Origin of the sequence: Rahnella aquatilis CIP 78.65 = ATCC 33071, assembly GCF_000241955.1 — a bacterium.
GTDB classification, from domain to species: Bacteria; Pseudomonadota; Gammaproteobacteria; order Enterobacterales; family Enterobacteriaceae; genus Rahnella; species Rahnella aquatilis.
Window position 1 is genome coordinate 4,099,543 of sequence record NC_016818.1, and the last position, 19,992, is coordinate 4,119,534.

Here is a 19,992-nt window from a genome sequence, read left to right on the forward strand (position 1 = left end):
GCAGCAACGTAACCGGTGGGATTTAACACTAGCGCAACCATGATGAGTGAGATAGTCTCTGACCGTTTGCCGGCATGATGCCTCTGATGACGGAACACCATTTTACGTATGAAAAACAGACGTCTGAAAACACGCTTACCGACAATGCTGGCCGCCACAATCTGGTCAGTATTGTACAGTCACGGCGCAATGGCCGATCTCGCAGAACAATGTATGCTCGGCGTTCCGACCTATGACAAACCTTTGGTGCAGGGTGATCCTAATTCACTGCCTGTGACCATCAACGCCGATAAGGCGACCGGCAACTACCCTGACAGTGCGCTATTTAGCGGCAATGTTAACGTTGTTCAGGGCAACAGCACGCTGGATGCTGATCAGGTTCAGCTTAATCAAATCGCCAATCCCAATCAGCCGACTCCGACCCGAACCGCTACAGCGACCGGCAACGTGCGTTATAACGATAACCAAATCAAGCTGAATGGCCCGAAAGGTTTTGCGAACCTGACCACCAAAGATACTGACGTTCAGGATGGCGACTACCAGATGGTCGGCCGTCAGGGACGTGGTCAGGCTGACAAAATGAAGCAGCGTGACAACAACCGTTACACCATCATGGATAACGGCACATTTACCACCTGTCTGCCTGGCGATAACAGCTGGAGTGTCGTCGGTTCCGAAGTGATTCAGGACCGTCAGGAAGAAGTGGCTGAAATCTGGAACGCCCGCTTCCATATCGGTCCGGTGCCGGTGTTCTACAGCCCGTACATGCAGTTGCCGATTGGCAATAAGCGTCGTTCCGGTTTCCTTATCCCGAATGCTAACTACAGCAGCAATAATGGCTTTGGCGTCACCGTTCCTTATTACTGGAACATTGCCCCAAACTACGACGCCACGATCACGCCAAATTACATGAGCAACCGTGGTCTGCAACTGCAGAATGAATTCCGCTATCTGACCGTTGCCGGTGCAGGTTTGATGGAATTCGATTATCTCGGTGACGATAAGAAAATTGACGAGCAGTATGTCGCTGATGAAAACCGTACCAGCGATAAAACCAAGCGCTGGATGTATTACTGGCGCCACGCCGGTGTATACGATCAGGTATGGCGCTTCAATGTCGACTACACCAAGGTCAGTGACCCTTACTACTTCACCGATTTCGATTCGAAATACGGTTCCAGTACTGACGGCTATTCCACGCAGAAATTCAGCGTAGGTTACGCCAACCAAAACTGGGATGTCACACTGGCCAGTAAGCAGTTCCAGGTATTCTCTGATTTCGGGAACACCAACGCTTACCGTGCACAGCCGCAGCTGGACATTAACTATTACAAGAATGATGTGGGCCCGTTTGACCTGCATCTCTACGGTCAGGCGGTGAAATTCACCAGCGTAAACCCTGACAACCCTGAAGCCGTACGTACTCACTTCGAACCGACGCTCAGCCTGCCACTCAGTAATGGCTGGGGAAGTCTGGATAACGAAGTGAAACTGATGGCAACCCACTATCAGCAGGATATTCCGGACGCGTATTACGATAGCAATCCGAATACCAAACTGCGTTCATCCGTGAACCGCACCATGCCTGAGTTTAAAAGCGACGGCAAAATGGTGTTTGACCGCACGATGGACTGGAACAGCGATTATACCCAGACCCTCGAACCACGCGTGCAGTACCTGTATATCCCGTACCGCAACCAGAGCGCGATCAATACCTACGACTCCACGCTGTTACAGTCCGACTACACCGGTCTGTTCCGCGATAAAAGCTACAGTGGTCTTGACCGTATTGCCTCGGCAAATCAGGTGGCGAGCGGTTTAACGACCCGTATCTATGACGAAAATCTGGAAGAACGCTTTAATGCGTCTGCCGGTCAGATTTATTACTTCCAGCCGCCACGTACCGGTGACGTCGATAGCGTACTGGATAAAAATGATGATACGGGCAGCCTGGTGTGGGCCGGTGACAGCTACTACAAAATCAATAACTTCTGGGGTATTCGCGGCGGCGTACAGTATGACACCCGTCTGGATGCACTGGCTTTAGGTGATGCTGTGCTGGAGTATCGCGCAGATTCGGAAAGAATGATTCAGTTGAGCTACCGTTACGCCAGCCCGGAATATATTCAGGCGACGTTACCTAACGTCACCAACCCGGGTTATCAGGACGGGATTTCGCAGGTTGGCGGCATCGCCAGCTGGCCGATTGCTGACCGCTGGGCGATCGTGGGGGCGTATTATTACGACACCAAAGCACAGCAACCTGCCGATCAGCTTATTGGTTTGCAATACAACACATGCTGCTGGGCTGTCAATGTTGGCTATGAACGTAAGATCACCAACTACGATTCGGTTAAGTCAGAAAGTAAGTATGACAATAAGATTGGTTTCAATATTGAACTTAGAGGCTTGGGTAACAATCAAACCCTCGGAACGAAAGAAATGTTGGCCCGCGGCATACTGCCTTATCAAAGTGCTTTCTAAGCCCGAAACATGATTCATTTCGTGAAGACACGACGAACTCAGTGAACTTGAAACCCGCGCTTGCGGATTAGACAAATGGAAAAAGTATGAAGAACTGGAGAACACTTCTCCTCGGCGTGACGCTTTGTGCCAGCACCGCGTTTGCTGCCCCTCAGGAAGTTGATAAAGTTGCCGCCGTCGTAAACAACGGCGTCGTGTTGCAAAGTGACGTAGATGGTTTGTTTAATTCTGTAAAACAGCAGGCAAAGCAGGCTAATCAACAGTTACCGGATGATGCGACTCTGCGTCACCAGATCCTTGACCGTTTGATCATGGATCAGATCCAGTTGCAGATGGCGACCCGAATGGGCATCACGCCAACCGATCAGGATGTTGATAAAGCCATTGCCGGTATTGCACAGCAAAACAACATTTCTGTTGATCAGCTGCGCAGCCGTCTGGCTTACGACGGGATGAACTACAGCACTTACCGTACGCAGATCCGTAAGGAAATGATCATCAGCGAAGTGCGTAACAGCGAAGTGCGTCGCCGTGTCACCATTCTGCCTCAGGAAGTGGAGCAGCTTGCCAAACAGGTTGCGGCTCAGAACGGCAGCGGTGCTGAGTTTAACCTCAGCCACATTCTCCTCCCTCTGCCGGAAAACCCGACTCAGGATCAGGTTGATTCTGCAGAGCAGCTGGCGAAGAAAATTGTTACCGATCTGAACAATGGCGCGGACTTCGGCAAACTGGCTATCACCTACTCGGCTGATTCCCAGGCACTGAAAGGCGGCAACATGGGCTGGGGCAAATTGCAGGAACTGCCTTCCCTGTTTGCTCAGGCGTTGAGCACCGCGCAGAAAGGTCAGGTTATCGGTCCGATCCGTTCCGGTGTTGGCTTCCATATTCTGAAAGTGAACGATATCCGCGGCGATAACAAAACCGTTTCTGTCACCGAAGTTCACGCCCGTCACATTCTGCTGAAACCTTCAGTGGTAATGACCGATGCGCAGGCGCGTGCGAAGCTGGAACAGGTAGCGGCGGATATTAAGAGCGGCAAAGCGACCTTCGCTGAGGAAGCTAAACAGCTTTCTCAGGATCCGGGCTCTGCCAATCAGGGCGGCGATTTAGGCTGGGCGTCACCAGACATGTACGACCCTGCGTTCCGTGATGCGCTGATGAACCTGAAAAAAGGTGAAATGAGCGCACCGGTCCACTCCTCGTTCGGCTGGCACCTGATCCAACTGATCGACACCCGTCAGGTCGATAAAACAGATGCAGCACAGAAAGAACGTGCTTACCGCATGCTGTTCAACCGCAAATTTGCGGAAGAAGCCCAGACGTGGATGCAGGAACAACGTGCTGAAGCGTATGTGAAAATTATGGATGGGAATGGAAAATAATACTTCCGTGACAAAATCTGTGGTCATTACCCCCGGCGAACCGGCCGGGGTTGGGCCGGATCTGGTACTCGCTCTGGCTCAGCAGGCATGGCCTGTTGAGTTAGTGGTATGTGCCGATCCGGCCTTACTGCTTGAACGTGCTGAGAAACTGGGGCTGAGTATTCAGTTGCGCGATTATCAGCAAGGCCGGCCGCCAGAGCCTCAGGCGGCAGGCACACTGACCGTTTTACCGGTTAAACTCGCCGCACCGGTGACAGCCGGTAAACTGGATGTGGCTAACGCGCCCTACGTGGTAGAAACACTGGCGCGTGCCTGCGACGGTGCCATCAGCGGTGAATTTTCCGCACTGATCACCGGACCGGTTCAGAAAAGCATTATCAACGATGCTGGTATCCCCTTCATCGGCCATACCGAATTCTTTGCTGACCGCAGCCATTGCGACCGTGTGGTGATGATGCTGGCGACCGAAGAATTGCGCGTAGCACTGGCGACCACGCATCTGCCTCTGCTGGCAGTGCCGGGGGCGATTACCCGTCAGTGTCTGCATGAAGTGATCACTATTTTGCATCATGATCTGAAAACGAAATTTGGTATTACCGCGCCGCAAATTTATGTGTGTGGTCTGAATCCACATGCCGGCGAAGGTGGCCACATGGGGCACGAAGAGATCGACATTATCATTCCAGCCCTGGAGGAACTGCGCCAGCAAGGGATGAATCTCATCGGCCCGCTGCCCGCTGATACGTTATTCCAGCCTAAATATCTGCAACACGCCGATGCTGTTTTATCGATGTATCACGATCAGGGCCTTCCGGTGCTAAAATATCAGGGATTCGGCCGCGCAGTGAATATCACACTCGGCCTGCCTTTTATCCGGACTTCCGTTGATCACGGTACCGCCCTTGAACTCGCCGCCACCGGCACCGCCGATGCAGGCAGTTTCAAGACAGCAATAAATCTCGCCATTCACATGGCAAATAACAGCAACGATAAATAACAACAATGAATAGTAGAGTCCACCAAGGTCACTTTGCCCGTAAACGTTTTGGGCAAAACTTCTTAACCGATCAATTTGTTATCGATAGCATCGTGTCGGCCATTCATCCTATGCCGGGCGAGGCTGTCGTTGAAATCGGCCCGGGTCTGGCGGCATTAACTGAGCCTGTTGCTTCACGTCTGGACAGCATGACGGTTATCGAACTCGACCGCGATCTGGCTGCACGTCTGGAAACTAATCCGAAGTTTCAGGGCAAGCTGCGGGTCATCCAGTCTGATGCGATGAAAATCAATTTCGCCGAACTGTCTGAAGAACTCGGTCAGCCACTGCGCGTCTTTGGTAACCTGCCGTACAACATTTCCACGCCGCTGATGTTCCACCTCTTCACCTATACCAACGCCATCAAAGACATGCACTTTATGTTGCAGAAGGAAGTGGTAAACCGTCTGGTTGCAGGGCCGAACAGCAAGGCGTATGGTCGTTTAACGGTGATGGCGCAGTATTATTGCAACGTGATCCCGGTTCTGGAAGTCCCGCCGGAATCCTTCACACCAGCACCTAAAGTGGAATCCGCTGTGGTTCGTTTAGTGCCGCATGAAGTGATCCCGTATCCGGTACCGGATATTCGCATTCTGAGCCGTCTGACCACCGATGCTTTCAACCAGCGTCGCAAAACAGTGCGCAACAGCCTCGGCCACCTGTTCACTCCTGAACAAATGACCGAACTGGGCTTAGATCTCAGCATGCGTGCTGAAAATATTTCTGTAGAGCAATTTTGTAAACTGGCTAACTGGTTGTCCACACGACCTAAAACCCCGGAACTTCAGGAGTAGCGTTATGCTTAATTCGCCCCGCGTTTGTGTTCAGGTGCAAAGTATCTACGTTGAGTCACAGTCGATACCGGAAGAAGAACGTTTCGTCTTCGCTTACACCATTACCATCCGCAATCTGGGGCGTTTTAGTGTGCAACTGCTTCGCCGTTACTGGTTGATCACCAACAGTAACGGCCGCCAGACCGAAGTCCAGGGCGAAGGGGTCATCGGTGAACAACCGCTGATCCTGCCTGGCAATGAATTTCACTATACCAGCGGCGCCATTTTAGAAACGCCGCTGGGCACGATGGAAGGCCATTATGAAATGGTCGCACAAGACGGTGAAACCTTCCGTGTGCCTGTTCCGGTCTTCCGCCTCGCCATCCCTACGCTGATAAATTAATCCTCATGTCGACATATCTTATTGGTGATGTTCACGGCTGCATCGATGAACTCAAGGCGCTATTGGCGCAGGTGGATTTTAATCCGCAAAATGATGTCCTCTGGCTGACGGGGGATTTAGTCGCCCGCGGTCCGTCCTCACTTGACGTGCTGCGTTTTGTCAGCGGTTTAGGTGACTGTGTCCGGATGGTGCTCGGTAACCACGATCTGCATCTGCTGGCAGTTTACGCCGGGATCAGTTTCAACAAACCGAAAGACCGCATCACACCCCTGCTTGAAGCTGAAGATGCTGACGAGCTGATCAACTGGTTGCGCCGCCAGCCGGTACTGCAGGTTGATGAAGATCTGAAACTGGTCATGGCCCACGCCGGGATCACGCCGCAATGGGATCTCGACACCGCCAAAATGTGCGCCCGTGAAGTGGAATCTGTACTGAGCAGCGATACCTATCCGTTGTTTCTTGATGCGATGTATGGCGATATGCCGAACAACTGGCACCCTGAACTGACCGGTCTGGCGCGTTTGCGTTTCAGCACCAATGCTTTCACCCGTATGCGTTACTGCTTCCCGAACGGACAACTGGATATGATCTGCAAAGATATTCCGGAAAACGCGCCGAAGCCGCTGAAACCCTGGTTTGATATTCCGGGGCCCTTACAGGAAGCAGGCTACAGTATTGCGTTCGGTCACTGGGCGTCACTGGAAGGAAAAGGCACACCGGAAGGTATTTATGCGCTGGATACCGGCTGCTGCTGGGGCGGTGATCTGACCATGCTGCGCTGGGAAGACAAAACCTATTTCACCCAGCCTTCAAACCGCCAGAGCGAAAAACAGCAGTCTGAGATCCCGAAAGCCGTTTGATCAAATAGATGACATTCAGACAGCAAAAAGGCACCTGAAAGGGTGCCTTTTGCTGTCACACGGCTCACGCAGCCGTGGGATCAGGCGCGACGATCAAGGATCTCGAAGCAATAACCGTGTGAGTTCTGCTCATCCGCATCGTGGAATTCGCTGAATGTGCTTTCCCAGTCATCCGGCTCGTAATCAGGGAAATGCGTATCCCCTTCGACTTCGGCATCAATGTGCGTCAGATATAAACGGTCGGCCTTCGGCAGCAACTGCTCATACACACGGCCGCCGCCCATCACCATCACTTCCTCCACATCACCGGCAGCAGCCAGCGCAGCGTCAACAGACGTTACCCAGGTCACGCCTTCATGCTCGCCCGGTTTAGAGCTGATAACAATATTCAGCCGGCCTGGCAACGGGCGTCCGATTGACTCAAACGTCTTGCGCCCCATGATGACGGGTTTGCTGAGCGTATTACGCTTAAACCAGGCCAGATCACCAGGTAAATGCCAAGGCATAGCGTTTTCCATGCCGATAACGCGATCGGTCGCCAGTGCGGCGATCAGGCTAATAATCATTGTGAAGCCCTGTGTAGAAAAAGGATTTGTGCGTGACCCCAAAAAAGAGCTGCCACTATACGGAAAGCCCCATCAGCCGTCGATAGGGAGACTGACGCTTTACAAAGATATAAGAGAGCTCTTACCCTGCCGGGATATTCGCCGACAAAAGTACCAGTTCCTGGCGTAAAGGACGTTCAAAAGCAGGAGAATTTCGCCGTAGTCCAGTCGAAAATGCTGAACCGCTCCTTTGCTTTTTGCATTATCACTCCGCGTTGTACAACAACGCTTACACACCGGGGCGTTTACGGTACAGCCACAATCCTGGTAATGATAATCCGATAGATAATGCCCCGACGATAAAACTGGCTTTCAGAAAATTAGTGAGTGCCGTCGACACCAGGGCTTCGCTGTAGCCCAGATGCGAAATCTCGACGACAGAGATCATCGCCGTGTAGGCAGAAATACCGGGGAACATCGGGATAACAGCGGCGACAGTGAAAACTTTTGGATGCGCCAGCAACCAGCGTGACCAGCGAATCCCCATAATGCCAATCAGTATAGCTGCCAGCAAAGAGGCCCACTCGATGTTCATCCCGCCATGAATAAGCAACATCCGCGTGCCGTGGCCGAGCGCACCGAGCAGCGCACAATAACGCAATGCCCGTGGCGGCACATTAAATACCATCGCAAAGCCCAGTGCAGGCACGGCGGCAAACAGCATATCCTGTATCAGTGCCCATAAAAGACTCATGACCACCCCCGCAAATCCCACAATGCCATTGCCATAACCACGCCAATGCAGGTCGCCAGCGTCAGCAGACTGGCCATCGCCCAGCGCGCCAGGCCGGTATTCACATGCCCTTTGAACATGTCCGCCACGGCATTAATCAGCGGAAATCCCGGCACCAGCAATAACACACTGGCAGCCATCGCGACGCTTGATGAGTGCTGAAAAATGCCCAGACGCAACAAAAGCCCTGAAATGGAAGTCGCTACGAAGGCCGTGCAGCAAAAGTTGATCAAAGGATTCATGTGCCGCGCAGTGAGGCTCTGGCGTACGGCCATGGCCACACCGCTGGCCAAAAAAGTGACAGTGAACGCATCCCAGCCGCCACCATTAAGTCTGCTGAAACATCCGCAGGAGAGCGCCACCATCAATACCATCAGCCAGCGCGGATAGCGCAACGGTTCGATTTTTTGCAAGCGTTTGGCCACCAGCGCGCTGTCGAGCAGTTTATGCTCTGCCAGGATCACCGTATGCTGGACTTGTGTCACAACCTGCATGTTGATCCCGCGGTCGACATTTTTACGCGTCGAGGTCAGACAATAACCACCGCTTAGCGTGCTGAGTACAATGGCATTGGCGGAGATCGAGCTTTCCACCCTGTCCATTCCCAGCGCGACGCCAAGCCTCGCAGACAACTGTTCGACCAGCATACTTTCGGCACCGTGCTGTAACAGCATCAGGGCGCATTCGATGCACAGCCGGGTAATTTCACGCTGATGATGCGCCTCGGGGCTTTCACGCACCGGGTATTCTATGACCGGATCCTGCATACCATTCACCGCCCGTAAAAAAGCAATAAGAGTGATTTAACTTACTGAGGATTGGCGTATCATGCCGCCTTCTTTTGTTCCGAACATTGACGACGGTTATTTTCATGCTTGAAACCACCCTTTTTGTTGCCAGCATTGCCTTCCTCGGCATGCTTTCTCCTGGTCCTGATTTCTTTCTGGTCATCAAAAATGCGGCCCGCTATCCGCGTATCGCAGCCCTCATGACATCACTGGGTGTGATTTGTGGCGTGATTACGCACATGTCTTACTGTGTGGCCGGTCTGGCAGTGGTGATCACCACCACGCCGTGGTTATTCAATTTGCTGAAATACGTCGGTGCTGTGTATCTGATCTGGGTGGGGATTCAGGCGTTATTTTCGCGCAGCAACAGCAAGATGAACCTCGACGGGCTTGAGCCGCAGCAGGTGAAACTACGCACGGCGTTCGTGCAGGGTTATCTGTGTAATCTGCTTAATCCTAAGGCGACCCTGTTCTTCCTGGCGATGTTTACGCAGGTCTTGCAGATTAACTCCACCTTCGGTGAAAAGCTGTGGTACGCCTCGATTATCGTTGGTTTGTCCACCCTCTGGTGGCCGTCGCTGGCATTGCTTATTCAGAGCCCGCCGGTGCGCCGCGGTCTGGCGAAAGCGCAGAAACTGATTGATAAACTGCTGGGCGGAGTATTGATTGGGCTGGGCATCAAAGTCGCCCTGAGCTGATATCCGGAAGAAAAAAACCGGTGCATCAGGCACCGGTTTTCTGTTTTTACGCGTCTTTATCCTTTCGCTTCAATCACCTCTTTTTCCGGCGCTTTTCCGTCGATACTGCCACGCCAGCCCTGCTGCTGACCGGAAGCCAGACGTTCCTGATCCTGCTCGATGGCGGCTGTCAGCATATCTTTCGCACGCTGCATGCTGGCGATACGGAACTCAGTATCTTCGTAATTCTCGATCGTCGCTTCCAGCATTTTCAGGTTATAGCGGCGGAACAGATCGGCTTTTTCGCGGGCTTCATAGGCATCCAGCCCCAGTGCTTCCAGCACATCGCGGCCAACGCGCAGGGAGCCTTCAAACAGTTCACGTTCCGGCGCTTCGACACCCAACTGGCGCAACTGATACCAGTGATCGACATCGCGGGCACGGGCAATGATTTTCAGGTTCGGGAAATGTTCTTTCGCCAGCGCCGTCAGCTGAAGATTGGCTTCCACATCGTCGATGGCGTTAATCAGCACTTTGGCCTGCGCGGCACCCGCCGACTCCAGCAAGTCCACCCGGGTGGCATCGCCGTAAAAGACTTTGGTGCCAAATTTACGCAGCGTTTCGATATGATCCGGGTCGTGATCCAGTACCACCGTGTGCACATTGTTCGCCAGCAACAAACGACCGGCAATCTGACCAAAACGCCCGAAACCGGCGATAATCACCTGTGCGTTTTCATCATCAATGGTGTCATGCGGACGGTCATCTTTCGGTGCATTACGCTCAAGACGGGCCGACAACACCAGCAGTAACGGCGTTACCGCCATGGAAAGCGCGACGGCCAGCGTCAGGGCTTTCGACCAATCTTCCGGCAGAATACCGGCCATTTTTGCCGCACCAAAAATCACGAAAGCAAATTCACTGCCCTGCCCGATTAAGATGGCAAACTGGCCGCGCTGTTTTTTCGGCACACCCAGCCACGGCGCGACCAGCCACAGCAAGGCCGCTTTCAGCGCCATAAAACCGATCAGTAATGTGGCGATCAGCAACGGCTGATGGACCAGCGTGCCGAAGTCGATGGACATGCCGACACCAATAAAGAACAGCCCGAGAAGCAGACCTTTGAACGGTTGAATATCGCTTTCCAGTGCATGACGGTATTCAGAACTTGCCAGCAATACACCCGCCAGAAACGCGCCCATCGCCATCGACATCCCTGCCATTTCCAGCAGAATACCGAAGCCGAAGACCAGAAACAGCGCAACGGCACTGAATACTTCACGCATGCCGGAGCGTGCCACAAAGTGCAGCAAGGGCCGCGTCACGTAGCGTCCGAGCAACACCACAAGTACCAGCGCACCGGCCACTTTTGCCGCCGACAGGCCAAAGCTCATTAGCGTTGTGGCTTCACCGGTACTCGCCAGTAAGGGGATCATCGCCACCAGCGGGATCGCGGCGATATCCTGGAACAGCAACACCGCAAAGGCACTGCGGCCGATAGGTGAAGCCGTCAGGCTGCGCTCACTCATCGCCTGCATGGCAATCGCCGTCGAGGAAAGCGCCAGCGTCAGGCCGATCAGCAGCGCGATTTTCCAGTCCAGTCCGAGGAAATAACAGAATGCGCTGAGCACCACGCCGCAGCCCGCCATCTGGATGCTGCCGCCACCGAAAACTGACGCACGCATCGTCCACAGCCGTTTTGGGTCGAGCTCCAGCCCGATGACAAACAGCATCAGTACCACACCGATTTCGGCAAAGGTCAGGATCGACTCCGCATCTGACACCAGTTTCAGTCCCCACGGTCCGATAATGCAGCCCGCAATCAGGTAACCGAGTACAGAACCCAGTCCCAGACGCACGGCAATCGGCACAAACAGCGCCGCCGAGCCGAGATAAATCAGGCCTTCGATCATCAGATTATGGTTATCCAAGAGTCACCTCCGGCGGGCAGCCTTCTTTCAGGCCCAGACAGGCGGTTAAACGGCGACGATATTCTTCGCCCGCCGCTTTCAGCGCCACTTCATCGCAAATAAAGGTATTGTGCACAGCGAAATACGGCAGCCAGTGCATACCGCAATAAATGGCTGTCGCCTGTAACGGCTGCGCCAGCACGTCAAAATCAGGGTGATCGCCCAGCTCAAAATGATGCTCGTTACCGCCCGTGGTCACCGCCCACAGACAATGTTTACCGTTGAGCGCGTTGCCTTCATGGCCGTACGCCCAGCCGTGCTCGAGCACTTTATCGATCCATAGCTTCATTAATGGCGGCAGGCTGTACCACTGGATCGGATGCTGAAAGACCACCAGATCCGCGCGTTCAACCGCTTTCTGTTCAGCGGCAATATCGATATTGAAATCGGGATAGAGGTCGTAGAGCGAACGCACTTCGACGTCGGGCAAATCACTGACTGCCGACAGCAGCCCCTGATTGGCTCTTGAATGACGCGGATAAGGATGGGCGTAAATTATTAAAATCATCAGTGAACTCATATCGACAGAATATGGATTCATCATAAAGTATTTTTAACATTTAATAACTGCCGTAAATACGATGAAAAACAGGGCCATCTGGCCCTGTTGATTTATCGCGCAGGATTTACGGACAACTGATTGCTCCGAGATCCAGCCAGTTGTCACCGGCAACCGGCGTAACGCCTTGTGTCCAGACTTTCGCTTTCCAGTTATGGCCGCCATAGGTGGCCATTTCGCCCTGCAGGTAGGTCGCCGCATTGTCGTAAGGAAGCGTGACATTGCTGACCAGTTGCCACTGATCGCTGCTGCGCGAAGGCGGATTGTTTTGCGTCCAGTATTTCGCCTTCCAGATTAGCTGACTGTAACTGACCGCATCGCCGGTATTATAGATTTTGCTGCTGACCCAGGCAGGCACGGTTGCAGCAGTCGGGTCCGTTGTCACGCCACATCCGCCGGAACTTTCCGGGATAACCGTCAGCTGTAAGCTGGCAGAGCTGGATGATTTTCCATCGCTGACCACCACACTGACCGGATATACCGTGCTGCTGGTGACCGCTGGCGCCGTGATGTTGATGGAGCTGGCAGTGAGCGAGCTGGCGCTCAGACCGGCGGGCAGCGTCCACTGATAGGTTAGCGGATCACTGTTGGCATCCGTCGCCTGCGCCACCAGCGCGAAGGTATTGCCAGCCGTTACAGTCATGGTCGCTGGCAACGTCACTACCGGCGGCTGATTCGCCTGCACTGCGGAGTTGGTCACCTGAACCTGCGCGGTTGCACTCAGCCCCTGCGGGTCGGTTACTTTGAGCTGGAATACCCAGACCTGATCCTGCGTGGTGCTGAGCACACTAAACTGCGCTTTGGCTTTATCGGCATTGGTCAGCGTCACGGCCGGGCCGGAAACTTTGCTCCACAGATAGGTCAGCGCGCCATTTTCCGGATCACGGGAAGCCGCGCCATCAAGCGTCACGCTAACCGGGCCGGTCACATTCTGATTTGTCCCGGCGTTCGCCAGTGGAGCAAGATTCGTTGTGCCCCCTCCGCTGCCATCCCCTAAACCTTCATGCATCGCATTCAGAATATCGCCGTTATCCGCATCGATTTCCCATGCGAACAGGCCACCGAGCTGATTAGCAAGCACATACTTACCTTTGGCAATCACGGAACGGGTGTCGTCATAAGTGATCAGATCGCCGGTAGAAGGTTTCCATAAATACGGTGCTTCAGCCGCTGCGTCGTAGTTGTATTGCCAGTCACTGCTGGCTTTAAGCTTCGCTACCTGACGGTAATCGAGAATGCCATTCTCCCAGGTTCCGGCGGTCGGACCGGTGGCCGTGCCGGTGAACGGGTCATTATTTTGCATATTCTTAACGCCCGTCCAGCCGCGCCCGTACATGGCCGCGCCCACCACAATTTTGCCCGGTGTCACGCCCTGAGTTAACAAAGCCTGAACGCCGTGATCGGTGGTGTAATCGGTATCGGGTTTCGACGCGGATCCGTACAACGCGGTTTGATGCCCCAGCGTGGTCAGTGAGAAAGCGCCATAAAAGTCATAGCTCATCAGGAAAATATGATCCATATACTGCTGAGCCGCGCGGTAATCCACGTTATCAATCTTGTCCCGGCCGGCACTGATCGCCGAACTCAGTTCGTAGGTTTTCCCGGTTTGGGCAGATAACTCATTGAGCATCGTCCGCAGCTCTTTCATCAGCTGCACATAAGTTTCGCCATCCGCCGTGCTGCCCAGTGCCGGGTTCTCGCCACCACCGCCCGGGAATTCCCAGTCAATATCCACCCCGTCGAAGAATTTCCAGGTTTGCAGAAACTCCTTCACCGAGGCCACAAACACATCCCGCTTCGCTTTGTCTTTCATGAAATAGAACGGATCAGACAGCGTCCAGCCACCGATGGAAGGAACAATTTTCAGGTTGGGATAGGCTTTTTTCAGCGCCATCAGCTGACCGAAATTGCCTTTATAAGGCGCAGAATATTCACTGACACCCTGCTGAGGCATTTGTACCGCTGCCCACGGGTCGTGGATCGCGACTTTAAAATCCTGACGACCCGCGCAGGCGCGTTGCAAGGCCTGAAAGCTCCCCTCAATACTTTTCAGACTGTCGTTAATCCCGTCTCCGCCGCAAATCGGCGTAAAGCCGTACAGGATGTGCGTCAGATTCTGAGCAGGGATTTTATCGACCGGGAATCCGCGCCCGTAAACACCCCACTCAACAAAATAGGCACCCACGACTTTGCCGGATTTGTTGTTATACGGTTGGTTGTTTTCTTTCAGCGTGCTGGTCAAAGGCAACAAATGGCTGCCGTCGGTATCCGCCACCACAATTTGTTTGGCATCGCTGGTGGTACAGCCTTCACTGTTACATAAGGCGACCTGCAGTTGATAACGCCCGCCTTTATTAACCGCAAACGTGGCGCTGCCCGTCGCGCCGGAGGGGCCGCTCCAGACCTGCGCGCCATTGAGTAAAACTTTAGCCGTCTGGCCCGCGTCGCCGGTCCATAAATTCCAGGTGACCGTCACATCCGCCGCATTCTTCACCGTAACCAGTTGGTTATAGGCTGAGGCAGACTGATTGATATCAATGATTGAAAACGTGGTCTCATCCGCGCCAAGCGTGGGCTTTCCGGGAAGTGCCGCCTGTGACACCGGCGCAAGAGCCGCACCGATGAGTAAAGCCAAAAGCGTGACAGGTGTTTTGTACATGTGAAATTCCTCATTTTTGACTGGAAACGCAGCAAGATGGTTAATTCTTAATGTGAACTAACCAAGGCTTCTAGTATAAAATCAGACACAAATACATAACAATAATTAAACACACAATGCACATGACACCCATCACATTAACTAAAAATAATGATCTAAAATAATGAGTTATGTAAAAATCACTTTCATCCGAAAGGAATCATGCGCACTATGTATAATTAGTTTGATAAACATATTTAATATATATAATTAACATTTCACTTTTGTGCAGGCGTAAAAAAACGTCCGCTCCCTGAGGGAACGGACGTTTCAGCGACCGCAGCAATTTAGTACATAATCACTTGCCGATTTTCGCGTGCATTTCCTGCACTGAAATCACCTGCCTGATGCCATTTCATACTGAAGAGGCGTCGGTTTTTTAGCTTAGTTGTTCAAGCCTCAAGTTATGAATTGTATTGTATTCTGCTGACTCACCTGGGTAAATAATTTGAATATCCAGCGCAACATCCTGATTGGGCCCTATGATATGCCCGGCCCGGCTTTCCAGATACACATGACCCTCTACAGACTTTTCAACATTTAAAATAATCCAGTTAAGATTCGTTTTCAGCCATTCAGGACTAACCTCTGATCCTTCAGGAAGGATAAACGAGAGTTCCCAGGAACTCACTTGCTCATCCCTGGATGAAAGCACCAGATGATAACTGTAAATATATTCAGGTTGATCCCAAACCACTTGCCAGTGAGACATTAATTCCTGAGTAACTTGTAATGGTTTTGGCTTTGTCACGTGAACGGAGGTAGTCACGACGTTATCGCCATTATTAATCACACCTAACGGCGCATGAAGTCTGCAAATCAATTCTGTTGATCCCTCCGTTTTCCCTGTTACCGGAACACGAAGAATGACAGAAGCATTAGCCGGGATAGTAAAGGCAGGAATCATCGAAACAGAAATAATATCAGGATCATTAATCGTCACTTCAATCGTGGCATTTTCAACCGAAGTCGCACTGTTATTTTCTATTTTAAGTTTGAACAAATATTTTTCATCAATCCCGACACTAAAATCATTTTCGGCCAGCATTAATAAATCGACTTCGGTTACCGGAAGACTGGCTACCGAACGTACCGCATCATTCCAGTTACTGCTTCCTAACGGATAATCATACAACGAAGAAATTTGCTGCCCCGCAGCGACTTCCAGAGTCTGCCCGTCAAGATAAATCCCCGAGACCAGTGTTGCGCCCTGATCCATTTTATTCACTACACTGGATACACCACCACCCGCGCCCAGAATAAATCCATAGCTTTCCAGTTGTGCATGATCCACCTGAATATCGGGAGAAATCACCAAAATATCGCCTATCGCTTTGTTATATTCCACGTTAGTAAATAAGCATAACTTACCGTCCGGGCAATTATTGACTCCGGAACTTTGCTTGATAAGATAAATATCCTGATCTGACATAATACACCTCATCTGTTGATTGAATAAACTTTAGCAGGGATAACGCCTGCACGACCATCAGGGGGAAGATAATGAAAACTACATCATGATCAGTGATAACACATAAGTGGGAGAGATATGGAATATAAAATCATTAATAAACATCAATTCATATAACATGTCGTCTTTTATAAAAATAAGAGGTTTTATATTCTTAATCTTTTTACTCTTAATACATTGCTGCAATGAGAATAAAATGTCATTTTTGGAACTGTCGCTATTAAATAGCAATACCTTATCTGAATAAGCAAAGATGGGTTTTATGACAAAAAAAAGCCGCAGGCAAACCTGCGGCTGTACGGAAAAACGAGCAGATTATTAGAGCTTAATCTTTGCGTGCATCTCCTGCACTGAAATCACCTGTTCAGTCGGGTCAGAAGACAATGCCATCGCTGTCGCGAAACCACCGTTCAGCGTGGTGTCGTAATGCACTTTGTATTGCAGTGCGCTGCGACGGATAAGCTTGGAGTCTTCAATCGCCTGACGGCCCGCCGTGGTGTTCACGATATACACATATTCGCCGTTCTTGATACGATCCTGAATATGCGGACGGCCTTCATGCACCTTGTTGACCAGACGCGGGTTAATCCCGGCTTCGCCCAGTACCACCGCTGTGCCGTGAGTCGCATCCAGCTCGAAACCGCGTTTAAGCAGTTTCGCGGCTAAATCCACCACGCGACCTTTGTCGCCTTCACGAACCGACAACAGTGCGCGACCGGCTTTCTTCATACCGGAATTGCTGCCCAGTTGCGCTTTGGCAAAGGCTTCGGCAAAGGTACGCCCAACGCCCATCACTTCACCGGTAGAACGCATTTCCGGCCCCAGAATCGGGTCAACGCCAGGGAATTTATTGAACGGCAACACCACTTCTTTCACGGAATAGTAAGGCGGGATCACTTCTTCGGTGATGCCCTGCTGTGCCAGCGTCTGACCCGCCATCACACGCGCCGCCACTTTCGCCAGCGCCACGCCGGTCGCCTTGGAGACGAACGGTACGGTACGCGCAGCACGCGGGTTGACTTCAATCAGGTAGACTTCGTTGTTCTTCACGGCGAACTGGACGTTCATCAGACCGCGAACGCTCAGCTCGAAGGCCAGTTTCTCAACCTGCTGACGCATCACATCCTGAATTTCCTGACTCAGCGTGTAGCACGGCAATGAACATGCGGAGTCACCGGAGTGAACGCCAGCCTGTTCAATGTGCTCCATGATGCCGCCAATCAGTACGCGCTCGCCGTCGCAGATAGCATCAACGTCAACTTCTACAGCGTCGTCAAGGAAGCGGTCCAGCAGCACCGGTGCGTCGTTCGACACACTGACGGCATTCTGGAAGTAACGACGCAGGTCGATTTCGTCGTAAACGATTTCCATCGCACGGCCGCCCAGCACATAAGAAGGACGCACCACCAGCGGATAACCGATACCCGCGGCTTTTTCGACAGCCTGTTCGATCGTCGCGACCGTGGCGTTTGCCGGTTGTTTCAGGCCCAGACGGTTAACCGCCTGCTGGAAACGTTCACGATCTTCGGCGCGGTCAATCGCATCCGGGCTGGTGCCGATAATCGGCACGCCAGCGGCTTCCAGTTCACGCGCCAGTTTCAGCGGAGTCTGGCCGCCGTACTGAACAATCACGCCTTTCGGCTGTTCGATGCGCACGATTTCCAGCACGTCTTCCAGCGTCACGGATTCAAAGTACAGACGGTCGGAAGTGTCGTAGTCGGTAGAGACAGTTTCCGGGTTACAGTTAACCATGATGGTTTCGTAACCGTCTTCACGCAGCGCCAGTGAGGCGTGTACGCAGCAATAATCGAACTCGATACCCTGACCGATACGGTTTGGACCGCCGCCCAGCACCATGATTTTTGGCTTGTCGTTGGTCGGGTTGGATTCGCACTCTTCTTCATATGTCGAATACATGTAGGCGGTATCGGTTGAGAATTCCGCCGCACAGGTATCCACACGTTTGTAGACCGGATGCAGATTGTATTTGTGGCGCAGTTTGCGCACTTCGCTTTCTGAAACGCCGACCAGTTTAGCCAGACGCAGATCCGCAAAGCCTTTGCGTTTGAGCATGCGCAGATAGTCATGGGTCAGAATGTTGAAGCCACCTTCGGCCACTTCATTTTCCAGTTTCACCAGTTCTTCAATCTGCACCAGGAACCAGCGGTCCACGTTGGTCAGATTGAAGATACCATCAACGGACATCCCGGCACGGAAGGCATCAGCGATATACCAGATACGCTCGGCACCGGCTTCTTTCAGTTCACGACGGATTTTGGTCAGCGCTTCCGGGTCGTCCAGGCTCACTTTCGGGTCGAAACCGCTTGCGCCAACTTCCAGACCGCGTAAGGCTTTTTGCAGAGATTCCTGCTGTGTACGGCCAATCGCCATCACTTCACCGACAGATTTCATCTGTGTAGTCAGACGGTCATTGGCACCGGCAAATTTCTCGAAGTTGAAGCGAGGGATTTTAGTCACAACGTAGTCGATGGACGGTTCGAACGACGCCGGGGTTTTGCCGCCGGTGATGTCGTTCATCAGCTCATCGAGGGTGTAACCCACCGCCAGTTTAGCCGCCACTTTGGCAATCGGGAAACCGGTCGCTTTGGAGGCCAGCGCAGAAGAACGGGATACGCGCGGGTTCATTTCGATAACAATCAGACGGCCATTTTTCGGGTTCACCGAGAACTGTACGTTTGAACCACCGGTTTCTACGCCGATTTCACGCAGTACCGCCATCGAGGCGTTACGCATGATTTGGTATTCTTTGTCGGTCAGGGTCTGCGCCGGGGCGACAGTGATGGAGTCACCGGTGTGGATACCCATCGCATCGAAGTTTTCAATAGAGCAGACGATGATGCAGTTGTCGTTTTTATCACGCACCACTTCCATCTCGTACTCTTTCCAGCCAATCAGCGACTCATCAATCAGCAGCTCTTTGGTCGGTGAAAGATCCAGTCCGCGTTCGCAAATCTCTTCGAACTCTTCACGGTTGTACGCAATACCGCCACCGGTGCCGCCCATGGTAAAGGAAGGACGGATAATGCACGGGAAGCCAACGTCAGCGGCAACTGCCAGCGCTTCTTCCATGGTGTGTGCAATGCCGGAACGTGCGGTGTCGAGGCCAATTTTCTTCATCGCCACATCGAAACGGCGACGGTCTTCAGCTTTATCAATAGCATCTGCGGTCGCGCCAATCATGGTCACACCGAACTCTTCCAGCACGCCCTGACGTTCCAGTTCCAGCGCACAGTTCAGTGCAGTCTGGCCGCCCATGGTTGGCAGCACGGCATCCGGACGTTCTTTTTCGATAATCTTGCGCACCACTTCCCAGTGGATTGGCTCGATATAGGTCGCGTCCGCCATTTCAGGGTCAGTCATGATGGTGGCCGGGTTGGAGTTCACCAGAATGACGCGGTAACCCTCTTCACGCAGCGCTTTACACGCCTGTGCGCCGGAATAGTCAAATTCACAAGCCTGGCCGATAACAATCGGACCGGCGCCCAGAATCAGGATGCTTTTTATGTCTGTACGTTTTGGCATTTTTTATTCG

At 52.5% G+C, this 19,992-nt stretch carries 15 protein-coding genes; 7 read left to right on the forward strand and 8 right to left on the reverse strand.

Annotation, left to right across the window (positions count from 1 at the left end; all coding sequences use genetic code 11):
- Window positions 1-108 precede the first annotated feature (108 nt).
- The 6 genes from lptD (at window position 109) to apaH (ending at window position 6,938) form a co-directional block, all read left to right on the forward strand.
- Window positions 109-2,484: an LPS assembly protein LptD gene (gene lptD, locus RAHAQ2_RS18575; RefSeq protein ID WP_015698696.1), complete on the forward strand. Its 2,376-nt coding sequence runs from the start codon at window positions 109-111 to the stop codon at window positions 2,482-2,484.
- A gap of 86 nt (window positions 2,485-2,570) precedes the next feature.
- Complete coding sequence (surA, locus tag RAHAQ2_RS18580; protein WP_015698697.1) at window positions 2,571-3,866, forward strand: peptidylprolyl isomerase SurA; 1,296 nt, start codon at window positions 2,571-2,573, stop codon at window positions 3,864-3,866.
- The gene (pdxA, locus tag RAHAQ2_RS18585; RefSeq protein ID WP_015698698.1) at window positions 3,856-4,863 is read left to right on the forward strand and encodes a 4-hydroxythreonine-4-phosphate dehydrogenase PdxA; all 1,008 of its coding nucleotides are present in this window, start codon (window positions 3,856-3,858) and stop codon (window positions 4,861-4,863) included. The genes surA and pdxA overlap by 11 nt, the downstream gene beginning before the upstream one ends.
- A gap of 5 nt (window positions 4,864-4,868) precedes the next feature.
- Window positions 4,869-5,696 carry a 16S rRNA (adenine(1518)-N(6)/adenine(1519)-N(6))-dimethyltransferase RsmA gene (gene rsmA, locus RAHAQ2_RS18590; RefSeq protein ID WP_015698699.1) on the forward strand — a complete coding sequence of 276 codons (828 nt, stop codon included), beginning with the start codon at window positions 4,869-4,871 and terminating at the stop codon, window positions 5,694-5,696.
- Between the two features lie 4 nt (window positions 5,697-5,700).
- Window positions 5,701-6,078, forward strand: coding sequence for a Co2+/Mg2+ efflux protein ApaG (gene apaG, locus RAHAQ2_RS18595; protein ID WP_015698700.1), 378 nt, complete (start codon window positions 5,701-5,703; stop codon window positions 6,076-6,078).
- Between the two features lie 5 nt (window positions 6,079-6,083).
- Window positions 6,084-6,938 carry a bis(5'-nucleosyl)-tetraphosphatase (symmetrical) ApaH gene (apaH, locus tag RAHAQ2_RS18600; protein WP_015698701.1) on the forward strand — a complete coding sequence of 285 codons (855 nt, stop codon included), beginning with the start codon at window positions 6,084-6,086 and terminating at the stop codon, window positions 6,936-6,938.
- Between the two features lie 80 nt (window positions 6,939-7,018).
- On the opposite strand, the gene folA is transcribed toward apaH, so the two are convergent.
- From folA to RAHAQ2_RS18615, 3 genes are all read right to left on the reverse strand, one after another.
- Window positions 7,019-7,504, reverse strand: a complete 486-nt coding sequence (gene folA / locus RAHAQ2_RS18605; RefSeq protein ID WP_015698702.1) for a type 3 dihydrofolate reductase — start codon at window positions 7,502-7,504, stop codon at window positions 7,019-7,021.
- Window positions 7,505-7,772: 268 nt separating this feature from the next.
- A complete protein-coding gene (locus RAHAQ2_RS18610; protein WP_015698703.1) occupies window positions 7,773-8,237 on the reverse strand; it encodes a threonine/serine exporter in 465 nt (154 codons plus the stop codon).
- Complete coding sequence (locus tag RAHAQ2_RS18615; RefSeq protein WP_015698704.1) at window positions 8,234-9,043, reverse strand: threonine/serine exporter family protein; 810 nt, start codon at window positions 9,041-9,043, stop codon at window positions 8,234-8,236. The genes RAHAQ2_RS18610 and RAHAQ2_RS18615 overlap by 4 nt, the downstream gene beginning before the upstream one ends.
- A 104-nt stretch (window positions 9,044-9,147) precedes the next feature.
- Here RAHAQ2_RS18615 and RAHAQ2_RS18620 point away from each other — a divergent pair, with 104 nt between their 5' ends.
- Entirely contained in the window at window positions 9,148-9,762 is a 615-nt protein-coding gene (locus RAHAQ2_RS18620) for a LysE family translocator (protein ID WP_015698705.1), read from the forward strand.
- A gap of 56 nt (window positions 9,763-9,818) precedes the next feature.
- Here RAHAQ2_RS18620 and kefC read toward each other — a convergent pair whose 3' ends face one another.
- The 5 genes from kefC to carB all read right to left on the reverse strand — a co-directional run bounded on the left by kefC (window position 9,819) and on the right by carB (window position 19,982).
- On the reverse strand, window positions 9,819-11,672 hold the full coding sequence (gene kefC, locus RAHAQ2_RS18625; protein WP_015698706.1) for a glutathione-regulated potassium-efflux system protein KefC: 1,854 nt from the start codon (window positions 11,670-11,672) through the stop codon (window positions 9,819-9,821).
- Window positions 11,665-12,219, reverse strand: coding sequence for a glutathione-regulated potassium-efflux system oxidoreductase KefF (gene kefF, locus RAHAQ2_RS18630; RefSeq protein WP_015698707.1), 555 nt, complete (start codon window positions 12,217-12,219; stop codon window positions 11,665-11,667). The genes kefC and kefF overlap by 8 nt, the downstream gene beginning before the upstream one ends.
- Before the next feature lie 118 nt (window positions 12,220-12,337).
- On the reverse strand, window positions 12,338-14,929 hold the full coding sequence (locus RAHAQ2_RS18635; protein WP_015698708.1) for a glycosyl hydrolase family 18 protein: 2,592 nt from the start codon (window positions 14,927-14,929) through the stop codon (window positions 12,338-12,340).
- A gap of 418 nt (window positions 14,930-15,347) precedes the next feature.
- Window positions 15,348-16,400, reverse strand: coding sequence for a hypothetical protein (locus tag RAHAQ2_RS18640; RefSeq protein ID WP_015698709.1), 1,053 nt, complete (start codon window positions 16,398-16,400; stop codon window positions 15,348-15,350).
- A gap of 357 nt (window positions 16,401-16,757) precedes the next feature.
- On the reverse strand, window positions 16,758-19,982 hold the full coding sequence (carB, locus tag RAHAQ2_RS18645; protein WP_015698710.1) for a carbamoyl-phosphate synthase large subunit: 3,225 nt from the start codon (window positions 19,980-19,982) through the stop codon (window positions 16,758-16,760).
- Between the last annotated feature and the right edge of the window lie 10 nt (window positions 19,983-19,992).